This window comes from Arthrobacter sp. 2MCAF15 (genome assembly GCF_052115605.1).
Classification (GTDB): Bacteria; Actinomycetota; Actinomycetes; order Actinomycetales; family Micrococcaceae; genus Arthrobacter.
The window spans coordinates 290,347-311,603 of record NZ_JBFRGZ010000008.1 but is presented as its reverse complement, the minus strand read 5'-3'; the positions used below and the strand labels follow the sequence as shown (position 1 = coordinate 311,603).

The window sequence follows — 21,257 nt, the reverse complement described above, 5'->3', positions numbered from 1 at the left end:
TGTCCGAATTCCGCTAGCAGGCGATCCGGGAAGCTGGCAGGATGGGGTCATGGACTTTTGGCAGCGCTACCGGGCAATCGACGCCCGGGACACCCGATTCGACGGGCAGTTCTACACAGCCGTCCGGACCACCGGGATCTACTGCCGGCCCTCGTGTCCTGCCCGGACGCCCAAGGCGGACAACGTCACGTTCTATGAGACGTCAGCGGCCGCGCACGAGGCCGGCTACCGGGCGTGCAAGCGTTGCCTGCCGGAGGCTGTGCCCGGCACCCCGGCCTGGAACGTGCGCTCGGATATCGCCGGGCGCGCCATGCGGCTCATCAATGATGGCGTGATCAACCGCGACGGCGTCGAAGGGCTGGCGGCCCGGCTCGGCTATTCCTCGCGCCAGCTCAACCGGATCCTCAGCCACGAACTCGGCGCCGGACCCCTGTCCCTGGCGCGGGCAAGCCGGGCCCAGACCGCCCGCACCCTGCTGGTCTCCACCGCCATGAAAGTCTCGGACATCGCCTTCGCCGCGGGATTCAGCAGCGTGCGCCAGTTCAACGAGACCATCGGCGAGGTCTTCGCCATGACGCCCTCCGCGCTCCGGGCCACGGCCCGGCACCACCGCGCCCCCGCAGCCACCACGGCGCTCACGCTCAACCTTCCGTACCGGGAACCGTTCGACCCAGGTGTCTTCGACTTCCTCGCCGTCCGCGCTATCCCCGGGATCGAGGAAGGCACCTCCCACTCCTACGCCCGGACCCTGCGGCTGACCCACGGCGATGCCCGTTTCCGGGTTGATTACGACGCCGGCGCTCCCGGGCGCCCGCTCGTGCTGACCATCGGCGCCGTCGACCTCCGGGACCTTGCCGCCCTGTTGAGCAGGGTCCGCCGCCTCCTGGACCTCGACGCCGATCCCGTCGCCATCGATGCCGCCCTCGCCGCCGATCCCCGCCTGGCCGCCACGGTGGCGGCCACACCGGGGATGCGGATGCCCGGCGCCGTTGATCCGCAGGAACTGCTGATCCGGGCCATGATCGGCCAGCAGATCACGGTGGCTGCCGCGCGGACCGCACTGGTCCAGCTTTCGGCGGCCGGGAGCGAGAGCCTGGTGCCCGCCGACGGCCTGCACCGGCTGTTCCCGACGGCCGCCCAGATTGCCGAATCCGGCTTCGAACTGCTCCGCGGCCCGCAGCGGCGGATCGACTCCGTGCGCGGCGCGGCGGCAGCCATGGCCTCCGGGGACCTTGATTTCGGCTACGGCGATGACGTGCACGGGCTGGAGGCCAAGCTCCTGCCGCTCGCCGGCGTCGGGCCGTGGACCGTCGGATACGTCGCGATGCGGGTCATCGGAGCACCGGATGTGTTCCTTGGCAACGACGCGGCCGTCCGGAACGGCATCCGGTCCCTCGCCCCGGCCCCGGGCGCCGCGCTGAACCCTGATTTCCGCGAGGTCAGCCCGTGGCGCTCCTACGCCACCATGCACCTGTGGCGCGCGGCAGCGGCCGCCCAGGCCGCGGCGCGCAAGCCGCCACCGGCGACACAACAGACACCGACACAAACTTCCGCGCAGACTCCGAAGAAAGCGAAACCATGAAAGCCCAGCTGTTGACCATGTCCACCCCGGACGGCCCATTCACCATCATTGCCCGTGACGGCGTCGTCCTGTCATCGGGCTGGACCGCCATCCCCGGCGAACTGACCGGGCAGATCCATGCCGACCTGCTGCCCGGCGAATTCGAGACCGTTACCGGGATGGGCGCCATCTCCGAGGCCGTCGAGTCGTTCTACGCGGGGAATCCGGAGCCTGCCATGGCCGTTCCGGTGCTGCAGAAGTCCGGGCCCTTCCGCAGCCATGCCTGGGACGTGTTGCGGACGGTCGCTCCGGGGCACCCCGTGACCTACTCGGAGTACGCGGAATTGTCCGGCAATCCCAGGGCCGTCCGTGCGGCGGCCAGTGCCTGCGCCTTCAACGCCGCGGCCTTGTTCGTTCCTTGCCACCGTGTGGTCCGCACCGACGGGACCCTGGGCGGCTTCCGCTGGGGACTCGCCGTCAAGGGCAGCCTGCTGGACCGGGAACGCGAACTCGCCCTCGCCACGGCACGGCCATAGGACGAAGGATTAGACCGTCGCGTTGTCTGGCCTGGCAGTCCGCCAAGGCCGGGGATCCTCAGTTGTTGATGGGCACGCCGGACGGCCAGGGCAGCAGCTCCGGAAGCTCGACGCCGTCGGCCGCGGCGGTGGCGCGCAGGCTGCCAAGGGTAGGCGTGCGGCCGGCGAGCCACGCGGCAATATCCGTCAGCATTCCGTTGATCACCGTCGAATGTCCACCGCTGCCAATGGCCACTGCCGGCAGGCCGAGCGGCTGCAGGACAAAGCGCTGCCCCTCGGGCACCCGGGCGGAGAGGAACTCGAAGAGGTGCCCGCAGAACGGCCGGCTCCAGGTTTCCGGGCCGTGGCCGGTGCCGAGATCCGCCGCGTGGATGACGAGTTCGCGCCAGAGGGCCAAGCCGCCGTCGAACACGACTCCCCCGCGGTAGGTGATGGGCTCGCGCCAGCCGGCCGCGTCGAGGGCGTCAAAGGCGCCCAGGGCCCTGCCCAGCGCGGAGTCGAGGTCGGCGCGGTGCTCGGCGAGGCTGTGGCCGGCCGCCATGTCGATGCCGCGGTTCCGCCCCTCGAAGCCGCCGTCGTAGAGTTCCCCGGCTTCACCGCGGGCGGCGTATTCGAGCTGGCGGGCCATTGCGTTGGCGATTCCGCAGATGTGGGCCAGCACGTGCCCGCGGCTCCAGCCGGGCAGTTCGGACGGCGCTTTGATGTCCTGTTCGGTCAGTTTCGCGGTGATTCCGGCCACGACGTCGGCGGCGCGGTGCAGTTCTGCCCGAAGGTTCTCTGGTGTGATGGAGGTCATGCCGCCCATCCTAACGGAGCCACCCAATTAACCCGGACTAACTGAACGGAACGCGGTCAGCGGGGCGCGTAGCGGTGCCGGATGTGCCTGCGGTCGTGCCGTGCCTGCCAGAATTCGATCTCCCGGGGGCGGAGGGCGTAGAGCTGCCAGTCTGTGTTTTCATTTTCGCTGCCGTCCGCGCCGGGCCGTGCCTGCCAGTCCGCGGCCGAGGCCTCGGCGGAGAGCTCCACGACGTCCCCGGCCACCCGTACTTGGCGGCCCTGCTGCTGCCAGAAGAAGTTCAGGGCCGCGTGTGGGTTGGCCGCGAGTTCCTTGCCCTTGCGGGATTCGCGGGAGGTGGCGAAGTGCCAGCCGTCGGCGTCGATGTCCTTGAGGATCAGCATCCGGGACGACGGCCGTCCCTGCCCATCCGCCGTGGCCAGGCTGCACGCGTTCGGCTGCGGCACCCCGGCAGCCAGGGCTTCGCCGAGCCACAGCCGGAACAGCTCGGCAGGGTCCGCGGGCGCGCCCGCCGGATCGAAGTCCGGGAGCACTTCGGGGAAATCTGGCAGGGCCCGCAGCATTTTCCGGAACGATTCGCTCATGCACCCACCTTAAACGCCGCGAGTTGGCATTTCACGGCAGTGCCATTAGACAACATTGCCGCGAAATGCCAACTCGTGTGGGGTGCAGGCGCCTCGGTGCGAACTAGCCCGCGTACTCGCGCACGCCGGCGAGCTCGCCCTCGAGGGCCAGCAGCTGGCGTTCGACGGCGGCCGGCGCGGTACCGCCCTGGGAGTTCCGGCTGTTGAGCGACCCCTCGGTGGACAGGACCGTGCGGACCTCCGGCGTCAGGTGCTCCGAGATGGCCGCGTATTCCCCATCCGTCAGGTCCCAGAGCTCGACGCCGCGGCTTTCGGCCTGCTTCACCGCGGCGCCGGAGAGCTCGTGCGCCTCGCGGAACGGCACGCCCTGCCGGACCAGCCATTCGGCGATGTCCGTGGCCAGCGCGAAGCCCTGGGGTGCCAGGGATTCCATCCGTTCTGTGTTGAACGTCAGCGTCGCGATCATGCCCGAGACTGCCGGGAGCAGGACCTCCAGGGTGTCGGCGGCGTCGAAGACCGGCTCCTTGTCCTCCTGCAGGTCGCGGTTGTACGCGAGCGGCAGGCCCTTCAGGGTGGCCAGCAGCCCGGTCAGGTTGCCGATCAGCCGGCCGGCCTTGCCACGTGCGAGCTCGGCAACGTCCGGGTTCTTCTTCTGCGGCATGATCGAGGAGCCGGTGGAGTAGGAATCGTGCAGGGTGACGAAGGAGAACTCCTTCGTGGCCCACAGGATCACTTCCTCCGAGACCCGTGACAGGTCCACGCCGATCATGGCGGTGATCCAGGCGAACTCGGCGAAGACGTCGCGGGAGGCGGTGCCGTCGATCGAGTTGTGCGTTGCCGAGAAGAAGCCCAGGTCCGCTGCCACAGCCTCCGGATCCAGGCCCAGCGAGGAACCCGCCAGGGCACCCGAGCCGTAGGGCGAGACGCCGGCGCGCTTGTCCCAGTCCTGCAGCCGCTGCACGTCGCGCAGCAGCGCCCAGGCGTGGGCCAGCAGGTGGTGGCTGAGCAGCACCGGCTGGGCGTGCTGGAGGTGCGTGCGGCCCGGCATGGCCACGCCCTGGTGGGCCTTGGCCTGGTCCACCAGCGCGTCGATCGTGGCGAGCACGCCGCGGGCGATGATCCGGGCGTGGTCACGCAGGAACATCCGGCCCAGCGTGGCCACCTGGTCGTTGCGGGACCGGCCGGCGCGGAGCTTGCCGCCGAGCTGGGTGCCCGCGCGCTCGATCAGGCCGCGCTCCAGGGAACCGTGCACATCCTCATCCGACTCCGCCGGCAGGTAGGCGCCGGAGGCGACGTCCTCATCCAGCCGGCTCAGGGCGTCCAGCATGCCCTCGAGTTCGGCGCCGTCCAGCAGCCCGGCCTTGTGCAGCACGCGGGCGTGCGCCTTGGACCCGGCGATGTCATAGCGGGCCAGCCGCCAGTCAAAGTGCGTGGACTTGCTCAGCGCCGCGAGGGCGTCCGCGGGGCCGCCGGCGAACCGGCCGCCCCACAGCGCGCCCTTGTTGGTCGCCTCGGACTTTTGCTCAGCCACAGGGGCTACTGTCCTGCGACGCGGATGTCGCGGCCCGAGGCAACCTTGGCGGACATGCCCCACAGCTCGATGAAGCCGCGCGCCATGGACTGGTCGAAGGTGTCGCCGGTGTCGTACGTGGCGAGGTCGAAGTCGTACAGCGAGGTCTCTGAGCGGCGTCCGTTGACGATCGCCTGGCCGCCGTGCAGCACCATGCGGATGTCACCGGTGACGTAGCGCTGGGTGTCCTCGATGAAGGCGTCGAGGGAGCGCTTGAGCGGGGAGAACCACTGGCCGTCGTAGACCAGCTCGGCCCAGCGCTGGCCGACGGTCGCCTTGAAGCGGGCCTGCTCGCGCTCGATGGTGATGTCCTCGAGGTGCTTGTGGGCCGTGATGAGCGCCATGGCACCGGGGGCCTCGTAGATTTCGCGGGACTTGATGCCTACCAGGCGGTCCTCGACGACGTCGATGCGGCCGACGCCCTGGGCGCCGGCGCGGCGGTTGAGTTCCTTGATGGCCTGCAGCGGGGTGACCTTGACGCCGTCGATCGCGACCGGCACGCCGGCCTCGAAGGAGATAGTGACCTCATCAGGCGCCGGCGGGAATTCCGGGGTGGCGGTGTAGTCGTAGATGTCCTTGGTGGGGGCGTTCCAGATGTCCTCGAGGTAGCCGGTTTCGACGGCGCGGCCCCAGACGTTCTGGTCGATCGAGTACGGGTTCTTCTTGGTGGTCTCGATCGGCAGTCCCTTTTCCTCGGCGAAGGCGATGGCCTTGTCGCGGGTCAGGGCAAGGTCGCGGACCGGTGCGATGCACTTCAGGTCCGGGCCGAGGGTCTGGATGCCGACTTCGAAGCGGACTTGGTCGTTGCCCTTGCCGGTGCAGCCGTGGGCGACCGTGGTGGCGCCGAACTCGCGGGCAGCCTTGACCAGGTGCTTGACGATCACCGGGCGGGAGATGGCCGAGACCAGCGGGTAGTGGCCCTGGTAGAGGGCGTTGGCCTTCAGCGTGGGCACGCAGTACTCGTTGGCGAACTCGTCGGACGCGTCGGCCACGTAGGCTTCGACGGCGCCGCAGCCCAGCGCGCGCTGGCGGATGGTCTCCAGCGATTCGCCGCCCTGTCCGACGTCGACCGCCACGGCGATGACCTCGGCGCCGGTGGCTTCACCGATCCAGCCGATGGCTACGGAAGTATCCAGGCCACCGGAGTAGGCCAGAACAATACGCTCAGTCACTTCAAATGCTCCTTAGTTGTTTTGGTGATGCTGTAAGTCTGGGAAAATCTGTCTGTTGCAAGCCTGTCACAAGCCGGGTGTGCCCGGTCCTGTGAACGGCCATGGTGTGGCTTACTGGCCGGCTTCCTCGGCGAACTGCAGGAAGCGTGCGGCGATGCCCGCGCCGCCCAGGGGGTCCCGGGTGACGAGCAGGACGGTGTCGTCCCCCGCGATGGTGCCCAGGATCGAGGGCATCACGGAGTGGTCGATGGCGAGGGCCAGGAAGTTCGCGGCGCCCGGCGGGGTCCGGAGCACCACGAGGTTGGCGGAGGCCTCGGCGGTGACGAGCAGTTCCCCGCACAACCGGGTCAGCCGGGCGTCGAGGATTTCCTGTGTCACGCCGCTTTTGGCCGCCCGTGAGCCGCCCTCCCCCGGGACGGCGTAAACCAGCACGCCGTCCTTGCCGCGGACCCGGACGGCGCCGAGTTCCACGAGGTCGCGCGAGAGCGTGGCCTGGGTGACCTGGACGCCGTCGTCCGCGAGCAGCGCGGCGAGCTCGGCCTGGGAACGGACCGATTCGCCGGTCAGGATCGCCGTGATCCGTGCCTGCCGGGCTGTTTTGGTGGCCGGGCTGGCCCCCGGAGAGGCGGGCTGGACGGACATTAGGCCAAGCCGTCCACCAGTGCGGGCCCATCGACCGGCGCGAGCCCGTCAACAACAGCCAGGCCGGAGCGGTGCATGAGCCAGGCCATGAGCGCTTTCTGGGCGTGGAGCCGGTTTTCGGCCTCGTCCCAGACGATGGACTGCGGGCCGTCAATGACGTCGGCGGCGATCTCGTAGCCCCGGTAGGCCGGCAGGCAGTGGAGCACGACGGCGTCCGGCGCCGCGAGTTCCATCGCCGCGGCATCCACGGAGTACTCGCGGAACAGCTTCATCCGTGCTTCCTTCTCCGCCTCCTGGCCCATGGACACCCAGGTGTCGGTGGCAACGACGTCGGCGCCCAGGAGGGCCTCGGCGGCGTCGACCGTGACGAGCACCGATCCCCCGGTTTCCGCGGCGCGGTCCTCGGCGGCGGCAACGATCTCCGCGGACGGCAGGTAGCCTTCGGGTCCGGCAATGCGGACGTTCATGCCTGCCGTGACGCCGGCCAGCAGGTAGGAGTTGGCCATGTTGTTGGCGGAGTCGCCCAGGTACGCCATGGTCAGGCCCTTGAGGCCTCCCTTGTGTTCCTTCACGGTCAGGAGATCGGCGAGCAGCTGGCACGGGTGGTAGTCGTCGCAAAGGGCGTTGATGACCGGGACGCGCGAGTTCGCGGCCATGGCGACGAGCCCGGCGTGCGCGCCGGTGCGCCACACAATGGTGGACACCATGCGTTCGAGCACCTTGGCGGTGTCCTCGACCGATTCTTTGTGCCCGATCTGTGCCTCGCCGGGGTTGATGATGAGCGCGTTGCCGCCCATGTCCGCGATGCCGGTGGCGAAGGAGACGCGGGTCCTGGTGGAGGTCTTGTCGAAGATGACGGCCACGGTCTGGCGGCCGTTGCCTTCCGCGGCGAAGGGCTGCACGCTGTAGGGCGCGGCCTTCATCCGGACGGCGAGCTCGAGCACCTCCGCCTGCTCGGCCGGGCTGAGGTCGGTGTCCTTGAGGAAGTGGCGGACGGGTCTTGTCGAAGTTTCAGTTGCGGTCACGGCGGAGGTCACTGGGCGTCCTTTGCGGTCTGGAGGAGGGCCGGCAGGGCGGCGAGGAAGCGGTCGGCCTGCTCGGTGGTCAGGATCAGCGGGGGCGCGAGCCGGATGGTGCGCGGGCCGGGGCTGTTGACGATGAACCCGGCGTCGAGGCCGGCGGTGACGACGGCGGGGGCGACGTCGGCGTCGAGGTCGAAGCCGATCAGCAGTCCCTCGCCGCGGACCTCGGTCACGCCGTCGATCCCGGCGAGACCGGCGCGCAGGTGCTCCCCCACGCTCCGGACGTGGGCCAGGACGTCCTGGTTTTCGAGGACGTGCAGGGTGGCGAGGGCGGCCGCGGTGGCCACGGGGTTGCCGCCGAAGGTGGTGCCGTGCTGGCCTGCGGTCAGGAGCGCGGACGTTTCCGGGCCGAACGTCACGAGGGCTCCCACCGGGAAGCCGCCGCCCAGGCCCTTGGCGAGGGTCACGGCGTCGGGCACGATCCCGGCGTCCTCGCTGGCCAGCCACTTACCGGTGCGGCCGATGCCGGTCTGGACCTCGTCGAGGATCAGCAGGGCGCCGGCCTCGGTGGTGGCCTGGCGGGCGGCCTGCAAGTAGCCGGCGGGCAGCGGCCGGACGCCGGCCTCGCCCTGGATGGGTTCGAGGAAGACGGCGGCGGTGGTGTCGTCCACGGCGGCGCGGAGGGCCTCGATGTCACCGAAGGGGATGTGCACGACGCCGCCGGGCAGCGGCGCGAACGGCGCCCGGTACGCTTCCTTCGCGGTGAGCGCGAGGGCGCCCATGGTGCGCCCGTGGAAGGCGCCTTCGAGGGCGATGATCTTGGTGCGCGGCTTCGCTGTGTTTTCCGAATCCGCGGCACCTGTGTTCCGGCGGGCCAGCTTGAACGCGGCCTCGACGGCCTCGGTGCCGGAGTTGGCGAAGAACACCTTGGAGCCGGCCGGCGCCTTGGACAGTTCCAGCAGCTTCTCCGCCAGGGCGATCTGGGTGGGGCTCGTGAAGAAGTTCGACACGTGGCCCAGGGTGGCCAGCTGGCTGGAGATCACTGAGGTGACGAACGGGTGGGCGTGGCCCAGGGCGTTCACCGCGATCCCGCCGAGCAGGTCCAGGTACTCCTTGCCGTCGGCGTCCCACACGAGGCAGCCGGCGCCGCGGACCAAAACCCGCTGCGGGGTGCCGAAGACGCCGAGCAGGGAGGATGAGTAGCGGGAGAGCCACTGTGCGCCGGTGGCGCGCGAGTGAACCAGTTCCCCTACCGGGGAGTGCTCAAGGTCCGTGGAAGGTGCTGTTTCGATCTGGTTCATTTGCTTTCCTCGTCCGGGACCACCTGGGTGCCGATGCCGGCGGTCGTGAAGGTTTCCAGGAGCATCGAGTGCGGCAGGCGGCCGTCCACGATGTGGGCGCGCTCGACGCCGTCGTCAATCGCTTTCAGGCAGGCCGCCATCTTCGGGATCATGCCGGACTCAAGGCGCGGCAGCATCTCCCGCAGCTCCGAAGCTGTCAGCGACGAGATCAGCGAGGACCTGTCCGGCCAGTTGGCGTAGAGGCCTTCGACGTCGGTCAGGATGACCAGCTTGGAGGCGCCCAGGGCCGAGGCGACCGCCGCCGCGGCCGTGTCCGCGTTGACATTGAGTACCTGCCCGGTGGTGGATCCGTCGGCGGCGATCTCCGGGGCAACGGTGGAGACCACCGGGATCCGGCCGGCCGCGAGGATGTCCACGATGCCTTCCGGGTTGACGCCCACCACCTCACCGACCAGGCCCAGGTCCACCTCTTCGCCGTCCACCACGGTGCCGGTGCGGACGGCGCGGAGCAGTCCGCCGTCCTCACCGGACATGCCGACGGCGTAGGGGCCGTGGGAGTTGATCAGGCCGACGAGTTCGCGCCCCACCTGGCCGGTGAGGACCATCCGGACCACGTCCATGGCCTCTGGCGTGGTGACGCGCAGCCCGCCCTTGAACTCCGATTCGATCCCGAGCCGGCTGAGCATGGAGTTGATCTGCGGGCCGCCGCCGTGCACCACCACGGGGTGGATGCCGACATGGTGCAGGAACACGACGTCTTCGGCGAAGGCGCGGCGGAGCTCGTCGTTGACCATCGCGTTGCCGCCGTACTTGATCACCATGGTGCTGCCCGCAAAGCGCTGGATCCAGGGCAGTGCCTCGATCAGCGTGGCGGCCTTGTCCCGGGCGTCGGACTGCGAGGTGGTCTCGCGGGTCTGGGTGTTCATGGGGGTTCGTCCTTACCTGTTCGTCCGTACTGTTCCTTCCCCGGGGGGTTAGCTGGAGTAGGCGCTGTTTTCGTGGACGTAGTCGTGGGTGAGGTCGTTGGTGAGGATGGTGGCCTCGGCCCCGCCGGCCTGCAGGTCGATTTCGACGAGGACCTCGCGCGGTTCGAGGTCCACGAGGTTCCGGTCATCGCCGATGCTGCCGTTGCGGCAGATCTGCACGCCGTTCATGGACACGTTCAGCTGGTCCGGATCGAACGCCGCGTCGGTGGTGCCGACGGCGGAGAGCACGCGGCCCCAGTTGGGGTCCTTGCCGAAGATCGCGGTCTTGAACAGGTTGGAGCGGGCGACGGCGCGGCTGACGATTTCGGCGTCCCGCTCGCTCGCGGCGTTGAAGGTCCGGATCGCGATGTCGTGGCTGGCGCCCTCGGCGTCGCCGATCAGCTTGCGGGCCAGCTCGGCGCAGACCTGGGTCAGGCCGGCACCGAAGTCGGCGGCGGACGGCGCGGCGCCGGAGGCCCCGGAGGCCAGCAGCACGACGGTGTCGTTGGTGGACATGCAGCCGTCGGAGTCCGCCCGGTCGAAGGTGACGCGGGTGGCGTTGCGGAGTTCGGCGTCGAGCGTGTCCGGCCGGACGTCGGCGTCCGTGGTGAGGACCACCAGCATGGTGGCCAGGCCCGGGGCCAGCATGCCGGCGCCCTTGGCCATGCCGCCGATGGTGAACTGCGTGCCGTTGGAGTCCGTGCCGGTGAAGACGGCCTGCTTGGACACCGAGTCCGTGGTCATGATCGCGGTGGCTGCCGCGGGCCCGCCGTCGGCTGCCAGGTCCGCGGTGGCGGAACCGATGCCGGCCAGGATCTTGTCCATGGGCAGCTGCTCGCCGATCAGGCCGGTGGAGCAGACGACGACGTCGGTGGCGGAGACGCCGAGGGCCTCGGCGGTCTTCTCGGCCGTGGTGTGCGTGTTCTGGAAGCCCTGGGGTCCGGTGCAGGCGTTCGCGCCGCCGGAGTTGAGGATCACAGCGTCCACCCGGCCGTCTTTGAGGACCTCGCGGGACCAGTGCACGGGAGCCGCGGCGACGCGGTTGGACGTGAAGACCGCCGCCGCGGCCTTGGACGGGCCGTCGTTGACCACGAGGGCCACGTCCGGCTTGCCGGAGGCCTTGAGGCCGGCCGTCACGCCGGCGGCGCGGAATCCCTGCGGTGCGGTGATGCTCACGGTGCGACTCCCTGGAGGTTGAGGCCGGCGGATTCCGCCAGGCCGAGGGCAATGTTCATGGACTGCACGGCGCCGCCGGCGGTCCCCTTGGTGAGGTTGTCGATGGCGCAGCAGACGATCACTCGGCCGGTGTGCTCATCGAAGGCGAGCTGCATAACCGTGTGGTTCGATCCCTGGACCGACTTGGTCGAGGGCCACTGGCCCTCGGGTAGCAGGTGCACAAAGGGCTCGTCGTCGTAGGCTTCGGCCCAGGCGCGGCGGAGCTCCTCGGCAGTGACGCCCGAGCGGACCCTGGCTGTGGCCGTCGTCAGGATGCCGCGGCTCATGGGCGCCAGGGTGGGCGTGAAGGAGACCGTGACCGGTGACCCCAGCGCCTTGGAGAGTCCTTGTTCGATCTCCGGGGTGTGCCGGTGTCCCCCGCCCACGCCGTAGGGGCTCATGGAGCCCATGACCTCGGCGCCGATCAGGTTGACCTTTGCGGCCTTGCCGGCGCCCGAGGTGCCGGACGCGGAGACGATCACGACGTCCTCGCCCTCCAGCAACTGGTTGCTGAAGCCGGGCGTGAGGGCCAGGAGGGCCGACGTCGGGTAGCAGCCGGGGACGGCGATCCGGGTGGCGCCGCGGAGGGCGTCGCGCTGGCCGGGCAGTTCGGGCAGGCCGTAGGGCCAGGTTCCTGCGTGCGCGGAACCGTAGAACTTCTCCCAGGCTTCCGGGTCCTCGAGGCGGTGGTCCGCGCCGGCGTCGATCACCAGCGTCCCGGCCGGCAGCTGCGCCGCGATCTCCGCGGACGCCCCGTGCGGGAGCGCCAGGAACACGACGTCGTGGCCGGCCAAGTTATCCACCGTGGTGTCCTCGAGGATCCGGTCCGCCAGGTCATGGAGATGCGGCTGCAATTCCCCTAGTCTGGAACCGGCGTTGCTGTGGGCCGTGATGGCGCCGATGGTGACGTCGGGATGACCGGCAAGGAGCCTCAGGACCTCGCCGCCGGCATAACCGCTCGCCCCGGAAACGGCAACAGAAATAGTCATAAGCACGACTATACAGCAAGAGTATGCATAGATGCCGATATTTATGCATCGATGGGTCTGTGTCCAATTGAGGGTCTGTCTCCAATTAAGTGTCCGTGTCCAATTGCGTCTCTGTGTCCAATTGAGCCCGCCCCGGCGGGTTCCGCCGGCAGAGGATTCGCCGCCGGATCGGCGGCCCGCAGAAACCCGGGGGCGTATGCTTGGTAAAGGGTGATCCAGACCGTGCAGCTGCGAATGTCAGCTGCAGCGTTGCCCGTAACCGTGACGAGGCCAGCGCTCCATGACCGCCACTTCCACACTTCCCACCCAAACGCCGGCGCGTCCGCAATCGCGCGTCCGGCAACCCAACGCCGTCGTCCTGAGCTATTCGGAACTCCTGAAAAGCGTCAAGGCGGCCGGTCTCCTCGAACGGCGCGTCGGTTTCTACATCACCCTTTTCGCCAGCCTCGTGCTGCTGATGGCCGCCACCTGGTTCGGCTTCGCACTGATCGGTGACAGCTGGTTCCAGCTCCTCATCGCCGCCGCGCTGGGCATCCTGTGCACGCAGCTGAGTTTCCTGGCCCACGAGGCCGGGCACCGCCAGATCTTCGCCTCCCGCCGCGCCAACGACTGGGCCGCACGGCTTCTCGCCACCTCCGTGGCCGGTATCAGCTACTCCTGGTGGGAGCAGAAGCACGGCGCGCACCACAACCACCCGAACGTTATTTCCAAGGACCCGGACATCGCGCCCGGCCCCATCGCCTTCCACGCTGAAGCCGTGGCCGACCGGCAGGGTCGCTTCGCGTTCCTGACCCGCAAACAGGGCTGGTTCTTCTTCCCGCTGTTGTTCCTGGTGGGCCTGGGCCTGCAGATCGATTCGGTGAAATTCATCTTCCGCCGGGCCAAGGTCACGCACCGCTGGGTTGAAATTCCGATCCTCGCGGTCCGGCTCAGCCTGCTGCCGGTCCTCGCCTTCACCTTCCTGCCCCTGGGCATGGCGTTCGCCTTCATCGGCGTCCAGCTGGCTGTCTTCGGCTTCTACATGGGCGCGTCCTTCGCGCCGAACCACAAGGGCATGCCGGTCCTCCCCGCGGACAGCCGCGTGGACTTCTTCAGCCGCCAGGTCCTGACCTCCCGGAACATCTCCGGCGGCCGTTTCATGGACATCCTCCTCGGCGGCCTCAACCGGCAGGCCGAGCACCACCTCTTCCCCGACATGGCACGGCCCCAGTTGGACAAGGCCGCCAAGATCGTCCGCGAGTACTGCGCCAAACACCAGGTTCCCTACACGGAAACCACGCTGCTGCAGTCGTACGCGATCATTGTCCGCTACCTCAACGACGTCGGACTCGCCGCGGGCCGTCACTTCGAGTGCCCGATGGCGACGGTCACGCGCCGCTACTAACGGACGCATCACCCCGCCGTCCGCGCCGGACCCGGCACGCCCAGGCGGCGTCACGTACAGCATCACGTGACGGCTGGTTACGAACGGCCCCTTCATGGTTACCGCCGGTGTCCCTAGGATGGACCCAGGGACCGGGACAGAGATTCCCTCCCGGAAAAGGAGCCACATGATGCACGCAATCGTCGCCCGCCAGGCCGGGGGGCCCGGGGTCCTGGAGCTCGACGAAACAGCCCGCCCCGTTCCCGGGCCCGGCCAGTTGCTGGTCAAGGTCGCCGCTGCAGGCGTGAACTTCATCGACACCTACAAGCGCGGCGGCGTCTACAAGGTCAGCTATCCCTTCACGCCCGGGTCCGAGGCCTCGGGCACCGTGGAGGAAGTCGGGGACGCCGTCACCGTGTTCGCTCCCGGCGACCGGGTGGCCACGGCCGAGGGCATCAACTGCTACGCCGGCTACGCCCTCATCGATGAGGACAAAGCCCTGCCGGTTCCGGATGGCCTGGACGATTTCACCGCCGCGGCCCTGCCGCTGCAGGGCGTGACGGCCCACTACCTGATCAACTCCACCTTCAAGGTCGAGGCCGGCCACACGGTCTTGCTGCACGCCGGCGCCGGCGGTGTCGGGCTCCTCACGATCCAGCTGCTCAAGGCCAAGGGCGCCCACGTCATCACCACCGTTTCCACGGACGAGAAAGAGAAGCTGGCCCGCGAAGCCGGAGCCGACCACGTGCTGCGCTACGACGGCTTCGCGGAGCGGGTCCGGGACCTGACCAGCGGTATTGGCGCGGACGTTGTGTACGACGGCGTCGGAAAAGACACGTTCGACGCTTCCCTGGAATCGCTGCGCATCCGGGGCACGCTGGTGCTCTTCGGCGCAGCGTCCGGCCCGGTCCCGCCGTTCGACCCGCAGCGGCTCAACGCCGGCGGGTCGCTGTACCTCACCCGGCCAACCATGGCCCACTATCTTCGCGACGCCCGGGAACGCCGCTGGCGCTCCGACGAAGTCTTCGCCGCGGCCGCCAATGGCAGCCTCAAGGTCAGGATCGGCGCGCGCTACCCGCTCGCCGAGGCAGCCCGCGCCCACGAAGACCTCGAACAACGCCGCACCACCGGGAAAGTCATCCTTGTCCCCTAAAGGCCGCACGGTCACTTAGGCCGCGCGGCAACACCATCCGTTCATCTCATGCAGGGATAATGCGCCAGTGACCGAGCAACGACTGACCCCGAGTGAAGCCCCTGACGCCGGCACGGTGCAGAGTCTTCCCGCACCCCGTGACACCGTTTACGAGCCCCAGCTGCCGGGCGCACTCGCCGCCCCGCCGGAGCGGACGCTCATAGATATCCTGCGCGATACCGCCGCCCGTTTCCCGGATGCTTCCGCGCTGGACGACGGTCACCGCTCGCTCAGTTACGCCCAGCTCATGGACGAAGTCCGGGCAACCGCGAGGAAGCTGCACCTGGCCGGGCTGGGTGCCGGCGACAAGGTCGGCGTGCGGATCCCCTCCGGCACCAACGAGCTGTACGTCTCGATCCTGGCGGTGCTGCTGGTCGGTGCGGCCTACGTCCCGGTGGACGCCGACGATCCGGATGAGCGGGCCAAACTTGTCTTCGGCGAGGCCCGGGTGGCCGCCATCCTTCGCGCCGGCGGCAAAATCGTCACGGACAGCAACCACCCCCGGCCGTTCCCCGACGCGAGGCCGCCAGGGCCCGACGACGACGCCTGGGTCATCTTCACTTCGGGCTCCACCGGCACACCCAAGGGTGTTGCGGTGCAGCACCGCTCGGCCGCCGCGTTCGTGGACGCCGAGGCCCGCATCTTCCTGCAGGATGATCCGGTAGGCCCGCAGGACCGGGTGCTGGCCGGCCTGTCCGTGGCCTTCGATGCCTCCTGCGAGGAGATGTGGCTCGCGTGGCGTCACGGCGCCTGCCTGGTTCCGGCACCCCGGGCGCTGGTCCGGACCGGGATGGACCTGGGCCCGTGGCTGATCAGCCACGGCATCACGGTGGTCTCGACAGTCCCCACGCTCGCCGCGCTCTGGCCGGTGGAGTCGCTGGAAAGCGTCCGGCTGCTCATCTTCGGCGGAGAGGCGTGCCCGCCGGACCTTGCCGAGCGGCTCGCCGTCGAAGGACGGGAAGTATGGAACACCTACGGGCCCACCGAGGCCACCGTGGTCGCGTGCGCGGCGCGGCTGGGCGGGCCCGGCCCCGTCCGGATCGGCCTGCCGCTGGACGGCTGGGACCTCGCCGTCGTCGACTCTGATTCGCTGCCTGTCGCCGAAGGGTCCGTGGGCGAACTGATCATCGGCGGCGTCGGGCTGGCCCGGTACCTTGACCCGGCCAAGGACGCGGAAAAGTACGCCCCCATGCCGTCCCTGGGCTGGCCGCGCGCCTACCGTTCCGGCGACCTCGTCAAATACGAGGCGGAGGGCCTGATCTTCCAGGGCCGCGCCGATGAACAGGTCAAGCTCGGCGGCCGCCGGATCGAGCTCGGAGAGATCGACGCCGCACTGCAGTCGCTGCCGGATGTCGCCGGCGCCGCCGCCGCGGTGCAGACCACCGCGGCCGGCAACCAGATCCTGGTCGGCTACCTTGCCGCCGTATCCGGCGTGGACATCGACCTCGCGGCGGCGCGCGAACTGCTCGGCGAGAGCCTGCCGGCGCCGCTCATCCCGCTCTTGACGCTCGTCGACTCCCTGCCCACCAAGACCAGCGGCAAAGTGGACCGCCATGCCCTGCCCTGGCCGCTCAGCGGGACCGGAGCCGCCGAGGCCGAGGGCGCGCCCCTGAACCTGCCCGATGACGCGCAGTGGATCGTGGAGCAATGGAGTGCCGTGCTGGGAAGCCCGGTGACGAGCCTGGACGCCGATTTCTTCGCCTACGGCGGCGGCTCACTGGCCGCCGCGCAACTCGTGTCCGCCCTGCGCGTGCGCTATCCGACCATCACGGTGGCCGATATCTACGCGACACCCCGGGTGGGCGCCTTGGTGGACGAGGCCCGCCAGTCGCTCCCGGAGGGCGGGGCAGTCGCCGCCCAGGAGCGTTCCGTCACGCCCACGTCGAGGAAGTCCCAGGCCTTCCAGACCCTCCTGGGCATTCCCCTGCAAGTCCTCGTCGGCATGCGCTGGCTGACGTACCTGATGGCCGCCAACAATCTCCTGGCCGCCTTCGCCGGTTTCAGCGCCGCGCCGACACTCTCCTGGTGGTGGGTCGGTGCGTCGTGGCTGGTCTTTGTCAGCCCGGCGGGGCGGATGCTGATCTCCATCGCCGCGGCCCGCCTGCTGCTGCGCAACGTGGTGCCCGGGACGTATCCCCGGTCCGGGCGTGTGCACCTCCGGCTTTGGCTCGCCGAACAGATCCAGGATCTCGCCGGCGCCATCAGCCTGGCCAGCGCGCCCTGGGTGCCGTACTACGCGAAGGCGCTCGGCGCGAAGATCGGCGAGAACGTCCAACTGCATTCGCTGCCGCCGGTCACCGGGCTGCTGTCCCTTGGTAGCGGGTCCAATATCGAGCCTGAAGTCGATCTGTCCGGCTGGTGGATCGACGGCGACCGTGTCCACATCGGCGCCATCCGGATTGGCCCAGGCGCAAGCGTCGGGGCCCGCAGCACTCTCATGCCCGGAGCCACTGTGGGCGCCGGAGCGCAGGTGGAACCGGGCTCCGCGGTGATCGGCAAGGTCAAGGCAGGGCAGCTGGTGGCAGGTTCACCGGCCGAGCGGCGAGGCAAGGCCAAGCACTCGTGGCCGGACTCCCCGCCCGAACACCGGCTGATCGGCCGGCTGTGGTTCGCCGGCTTCGCCGCGGCATCCGCCGGGCTGGCGCTCATCCCCTATGTTTCCGCCGCCGCCGCGGCCTTCGTGGTCTTTGGGTTCATCCGGGGCAGCTCCTCGCTGTCCGCGGCACTGCCCGGCATTGCGCTCTCCATCCCCCTGGCCGCGCTGGCCTGGTTCGCGACCAACCTGCTGCTGATCCTGGCCACCACGAGGCTGCTGAGCGTCGGACTAGCCGAGGGCTACTACCGGGTCCGGAGCCGGATTGGCTGGCAGGTGTGGGCGACCGAGCGGGTGCTGGACCTCGCCCGGGATCTGCTCTTCCCCATCTACGCGAGCCTCTTTACCCCGGTCTGGCTGCGGCTTCTCGGCGCCAAGGTGGGCCGCAACGTGGAAGCCTCGACAGTGCTGCTGATCCCGAGCATGACCACCGTGGGCGAGGGCGCCTTCCTGGCCGATGACACCATGGTGGCCTCCTACGAACTCGACGGCGGATGGATGCACATTGCGCCGGCCAAGATCGGTAAGCGGTCCTTCCTGGGCAACTCCGGCATGACGGCGGCCGGCCGCAACGTGCCCAAGAACTCCCTCGTCGCTGTCCTCTCGGCCACGCCGGCCAAGGCCAAATCCGGGACATCATGGCTCGGCAGCCCGCCCGTGCGGCTGCGGCGCACCGCCATCGCCTCCGACGACACGCGGACGTACCAGCCGCCCCGGAGGCTGAAGGTCGCGCGGACCCTGTGGGAGCTGTGCCGGTTCGTCCCGGTCATGCTGACGGTCGCGATCGCCGTCGGAGTGATGCTCGCGTTCGACGCGATGGCAGCCACGTTCAACTACGGCGTCGCCGCCGTCCTGGGCGGCGTGGTGGTCCTCATCGCAGGCGCCACTGCGGCAGGCAGCGCGGTTGTGGCCAAATGGCTGCTGGTGGGCCGGATCCGCAGCGGCGAGCACCCGCTGTGGAGCTCCTTCATTTGGCGCAACGAGGTGGTGGACACCTTCATTGAGATGGTCAGCGCCCCGTGGTTCGCGCGTGCCGCCACGGGGACACCGGCGCTGGTCTGGTGGCTGCGGGCACTGGGGGCGAAGATCGGCAGGGGAACCTGGTGCGAAAGCTACTGGCTGCCGGAGGCGGACCTTGTCACGCTCGGCCGGAACTCGACCGTCAACCGCGGGTGTGTCGTCCAGACCCATCTGTTCCATGACCGGGTCATGAGCATCGACACTGTTACGCTCGATGACGGAGCCACCATGGGGCCGCACGGGGTCATCCTGCCGCAGGCCAGGATCGGCAACGGCGGCACGGTGGGGCCGGCGTCCCTCGTCATGCGGGGCGAGACCGTCCCCGCCGGCACCTACTGGATGGGCAACCCGGTCAGCCCGTGGGACGGGCCGGAACCGCCCGCCGGTCCCCAGTAGGCCCGGCCCGCGAACGTCCACCAGCACCACAACCCGAAGGTCCGTCCATTGAGCACCAGTGCAGCAAGCAGCAGCGCCGCAGCCGGCGGGGAGATCAGCCGGGAAATCAGCAGGGAAATCAGCCAGGCCATCAGTCCGGCGGCGGGCGCCCCGGACCCCTACATGCCCGGACACGGAACCAACGCCTACCGCGTCACCCGGTACGAACTGGACCTGGACTACCGGGTCAGCAGCAACCGTCTTAGCGGGCACGCCCTCCTGCACGCCGTCACCCAGCTCCCGACGTCGGCGATCGTCCTGGACCTGGCCGGGCTGCGGGCCACCAAGATCCAGCTCGACGGCCGCCGGGTGCGCAGGTTCACCCAGCGGGCCGAGCAGCTCCTCGTCTACCCCGACGTTCCGCTGCTCGCCAATGAGGCCTTCACCCTGGACATCCGCTACGAGGGCTACCCTGCGCCGCGCCGCGGCCTGTGGGGCGAGGTCGGCTGGGAAGAGCTCTCCGATGGCGTTCTGGTCGCCGGCCAGCCCAACGGCGCCGCCTCCTGGTTCCCGTGCAATGACCATCCGCGGGACAAGGCGAGCTACCGGATCACGGTGACCACCGACGCGAACTACCGGGCGGTGTGCAACGGGGTGCTCCTCTCGCGCACCAGCAGGGCCAGCCGCGAGACCTGGGTGTACGAGCAGGCCGAACCCATGGCCACCTACCTCGCCACGGTCCAGATCGGACGCTACGAGCTCCTGACGCTCAACGCCGAGCGGCCCTCCGGGCACGTGCCGCAGTACGTGGCCGTTCCGGCGTCGCTGGCGGCGGGCGCCCGGGCCGCCCTGGCCCGCCAACCCGACATGATGCGGACCTTCACCAACTGTTTTGGGCCGTACCCGTTTCCGGAGTACACCGTGGTGGTGACCGGGGACGTGCTGGAGATTCCATTGGAGGCGCAGACGCTGTCCATCCTGGGCCCGAATCATCTGCGGCAGGACTGGGAGTCACAGCGGATGATCGCCCACGAACTCGCCCACCAGTGGTTCGGGAACTCGCTCACGACCGCGACGTGGAAGAACATCTGGCTGCATGAGGGATTCGCGTGCTACGCGGAATGGCTCTGGTCCGAAGAGGCCGGCATCATGTCGGTGGCGGGCCGGGCCCGGGCTGCGTGGCGCAAACTGGCCGCGTCCCCGCAGGACCTGATGGTGGGCGACCCCGGGCCGGAGCTGATGTTTGACGACCGGGTCTACAAGCGCGGAGCCCTGGCCCTGCACGCCCTGCGGGTGCGCTGCGGTGACCTCGCCTTCTTCGCCCTGCTGCACGACTGGACGGACCGGTTCCGCCACGGCACCGTGACCACGGCCGACTTCATCGTCGCCGCCGGCCACACGACGGGGCTCGATGCCGAGGCCCTGCTGCACCCCTGGCTGTTCGAGGACGCCCTCCCGCCGCTCCCGCACGCGGCCCCGCCGACGCTCTGACGGCCCAGCGATTGCCGCAGAGCCCTAAACCGAAAAACCCTGGCCGGAAAAGCCGGATCCGGCGGGCCTGGACCGGGCCCGGAACCTTCCGCTACGGAAGGACCACGACGGCGACGGCTGCCACGAGCTCCGCGGGCAGGCCAGACTCTGCCGGCGGGAGGTCCCGCAGCCCGGCATGGCCCTCCACGCGTGGGCCCAGGACATCGAGGGTGTCCGGTGCCGTCTGCAGCCCCGTGCCCAGCATTTTGAGCCAGGCCTCCTTGCGGGCCCACAGCCTGGCGCGGCCCCGCAGCAGCGAGGTGCCGTGCAGCCCGGCGAGGTGCCGTTGTTCCGCCCCGGTCAGCACCACGTCGTCGAACCCGTCGAAGTCCGCCCGGGCCGGATCTTCGGCGTCGATGCCCAGGCGCTGGCCCCGCTCCGGATCCACGACCCCCGCCAGCAGCGTCCAGCCCGATGCGCGGGACAGGCTCAGCAGCAGCGGCGCGGCGTGGCCCCGGAGCAGGTAGCCCGGCCGGCCGTGGGAGATCTGCTCGCCGGTGCCGCACCGCGGGCAGCTGTACCAGGCAGTGAGGCCCGACGCCGGCACGCCCAGCAGCTCGGCGGCGAACCGCCGCTGGGCGAGCCTCCCCGCCAGGAAGTCTTCCCGGGTCCGTGCGGACATGGCCCGGGCCCGGTCGAGCTCGGCGCCGTCCAGAAGGGACCGCGCGTCGCGTTCCAGCCCCGACGGGCCCGCAGCGGTGGCCGCCGCGGACCCCGTCAGGCTGGTGACGTCCACGGCTCCCGCGTCACCGGGGAGTCCGGGGACGCGAAAGGGCGGGCAGGCACGCACAACCAGGTGTGATGCCATGACCCGCCCCTTTCAGCTCGTCA

The 21,257-nt window shown here is 69.6% G+C and carries 17 protein-coding genes; 6 read left to right on the top strand and 11 right to left on the bottom strand.

Going from position 1 to position 21,257, the window contains the following annotated elements:
- Positions 1–49: 49 nt before the first annotated feature.
- A complete protein-coding gene (locus AB4089_RS11955) occupies positions 50–1,582 on the top strand; it encodes an AlkA N-terminal domain-containing protein (protein ID WP_441409491.1) in 1,533 nt (510 codons plus the stop codon).
- The gene (locus AB4089_RS11950; RefSeq protein WP_441409490.1) at positions 1,579–2,097 is read left to right on the top strand and encodes a methylated-DNA--[protein]-cysteine S-methyltransferase; all 519 of its coding nucleotides are present in this window, start codon (positions 1,579–1,581) and stop codon (positions 2,095–2,097) included. The genes AB4089_RS11955 and AB4089_RS11950 overlap by 4 nt, the downstream gene beginning before the upstream one ends.
- A gap of 58 nt (positions 2,098–2,155) precedes the next feature.
- Here the strand turns inward: AB4089_RS11950 and AB4089_RS11945 are convergent, their stop codons facing one another.
- From AB4089_RS11945 to argC, 10 genes are all read right to left on the bottom strand, one after another.
- Positions 2,156–2,893 carry a maleylpyruvate isomerase family mycothiol-dependent enzyme gene (locus tag AB4089_RS11945; RefSeq protein ID WP_441409489.1) on the bottom strand — a complete coding sequence of 246 codons (738 nt, stop codon included), beginning with the start codon at positions 2,891–2,893 and terminating at the stop codon, positions 2,156–2,158.
- Between the two features lie 56 nt (positions 2,894–2,949).
- Complete coding sequence (locus tag AB4089_RS11940; protein ID WP_441409488.1) at positions 2,950–3,477, bottom strand: pyridoxine/pyridoxamine 5'-phosphate oxidase; 528 nt, start codon at positions 3,475–3,477, stop codon at positions 2,950–2,952.
- 103 nt (positions 3,478–3,580) lie between these two features.
- Entirely contained in the window at positions 3,581–5,008 is a 1,428-nt protein-coding gene (gene argH / locus AB4089_RS11935) for an argininosuccinate lyase (RefSeq protein WP_441409487.1), read from the bottom strand.
- Between the two features lie 5 nt (positions 5,009–5,013).
- Entirely contained in the window at positions 5,014–6,219 is a 1,206-nt protein-coding gene (locus tag AB4089_RS11930; RefSeq protein WP_229993928.1) for an argininosuccinate synthase, read from the bottom strand.
- 111 nt (positions 6,220–6,330) lie between these two features.
- Entirely contained in the window at positions 6,331–6,861 is a 531-nt protein-coding gene (locus AB4089_RS11925) for an arginine repressor (protein WP_441409486.1), read from the bottom strand.
- The gene (argF, locus tag AB4089_RS11920) at positions 6,861–7,898 is read right to left on the bottom strand and encodes an ornithine carbamoyltransferase (RefSeq protein ID WP_441409485.1); all 1,038 of its coding nucleotides are present in this window, start codon (positions 7,896–7,898) and stop codon (positions 6,861–6,863) included. Before argF ends, AB4089_RS11925 begins: the two co-directional genes overlap by 1 nt.
- Entirely contained in the window at positions 7,895–9,184 is a 1,290-nt protein-coding gene (locus AB4089_RS11915; protein WP_441409484.1) for an acetylornithine transaminase, read from the bottom strand. The genes argF and AB4089_RS11915 overlap by 4 nt, the downstream gene beginning before the upstream one ends.
- A complete protein-coding gene (gene argB, locus AB4089_RS11910; RefSeq protein WP_441409483.1) occupies positions 9,181–10,110 on the bottom strand; it encodes an acetylglutamate kinase in 930 nt (309 codons plus the stop codon). The genes AB4089_RS11915 and argB overlap by 4 nt, the downstream gene beginning before the upstream one ends.
- Positions 10,111–10,158: 48 nt before the next feature.
- On the bottom strand, positions 10,159–11,325 hold the full coding sequence (gene argJ, locus AB4089_RS11905; protein ID WP_441409482.1) for a bifunctional glutamate N-acetyltransferase/amino-acid acetyltransferase ArgJ: 1,167 nt from the start codon (positions 11,323–11,325) through the stop codon (positions 10,159–10,161).
- Positions 11,322–12,353 carry an N-acetyl-gamma-glutamyl-phosphate reductase gene (argC, locus tag AB4089_RS11900; RefSeq protein ID WP_441409481.1) on the bottom strand — a complete coding sequence of 344 codons (1,032 nt, stop codon included), beginning with the start codon at positions 12,351–12,353 and terminating at the stop codon, positions 11,322–11,324. Before argC ends, argJ begins: the two co-directional genes overlap by 4 nt.
- A 280-nt stretch (positions 12,354–12,633) precedes the next feature.
- Here argC and AB4089_RS11895 point away from each other — a divergent pair, with 280 nt between their 5' ends.
- From AB4089_RS11895 to AB4089_RS11880, 4 genes are all read left to right on the top strand, one after another.
- Positions 12,634–13,737, top strand: coding sequence for a fatty acid desaturase family protein (locus AB4089_RS11895; RefSeq protein ID WP_441409480.1), 1,104 nt, complete (start codon positions 12,634–12,636; stop codon positions 13,735–13,737).
- A 166-nt stretch (positions 13,738–13,903) separates the two neighbouring features.
- Complete coding sequence (locus tag AB4089_RS11890) at positions 13,904–14,869, top strand: quinone oxidoreductase family protein (protein ID WP_441409479.1); 966 nt, start codon at positions 13,904–13,906, stop codon at positions 14,867–14,869.
- Positions 14,870–14,984: 115 nt separating this feature from the next.
- On the top strand, positions 14,985–18,917 hold the full coding sequence (locus tag AB4089_RS11885; RefSeq protein ID WP_441409507.1) for a Pls/PosA family non-ribosomal peptide synthetase: 3,933 nt from the start codon (positions 14,985–14,987) through the stop codon (positions 18,915–18,917).
- 48 nt (positions 18,918–18,965) lie between these two features.
- A complete protein-coding gene (locus AB4089_RS11880) occupies positions 18,966–20,387 on the top strand; it encodes a M1 family metallopeptidase (protein WP_441409478.1) in 1,422 nt (473 codons plus the stop codon).
- A 91-nt stretch (positions 20,388–20,478) separates the two neighbouring features.
- Here AB4089_RS11880 and AB4089_RS11875 read toward each other — a convergent pair whose 3' ends face one another.
- Positions 20,479–21,234, bottom strand: coding sequence for a 4'-phosphopantetheinyl transferase family protein (locus AB4089_RS11875; protein WP_441409477.1), 756 nt, complete (start codon positions 21,232–21,234; stop codon positions 20,479–20,481).
- Positions 21,235–21,257 lie beyond the last annotated feature (23 nt).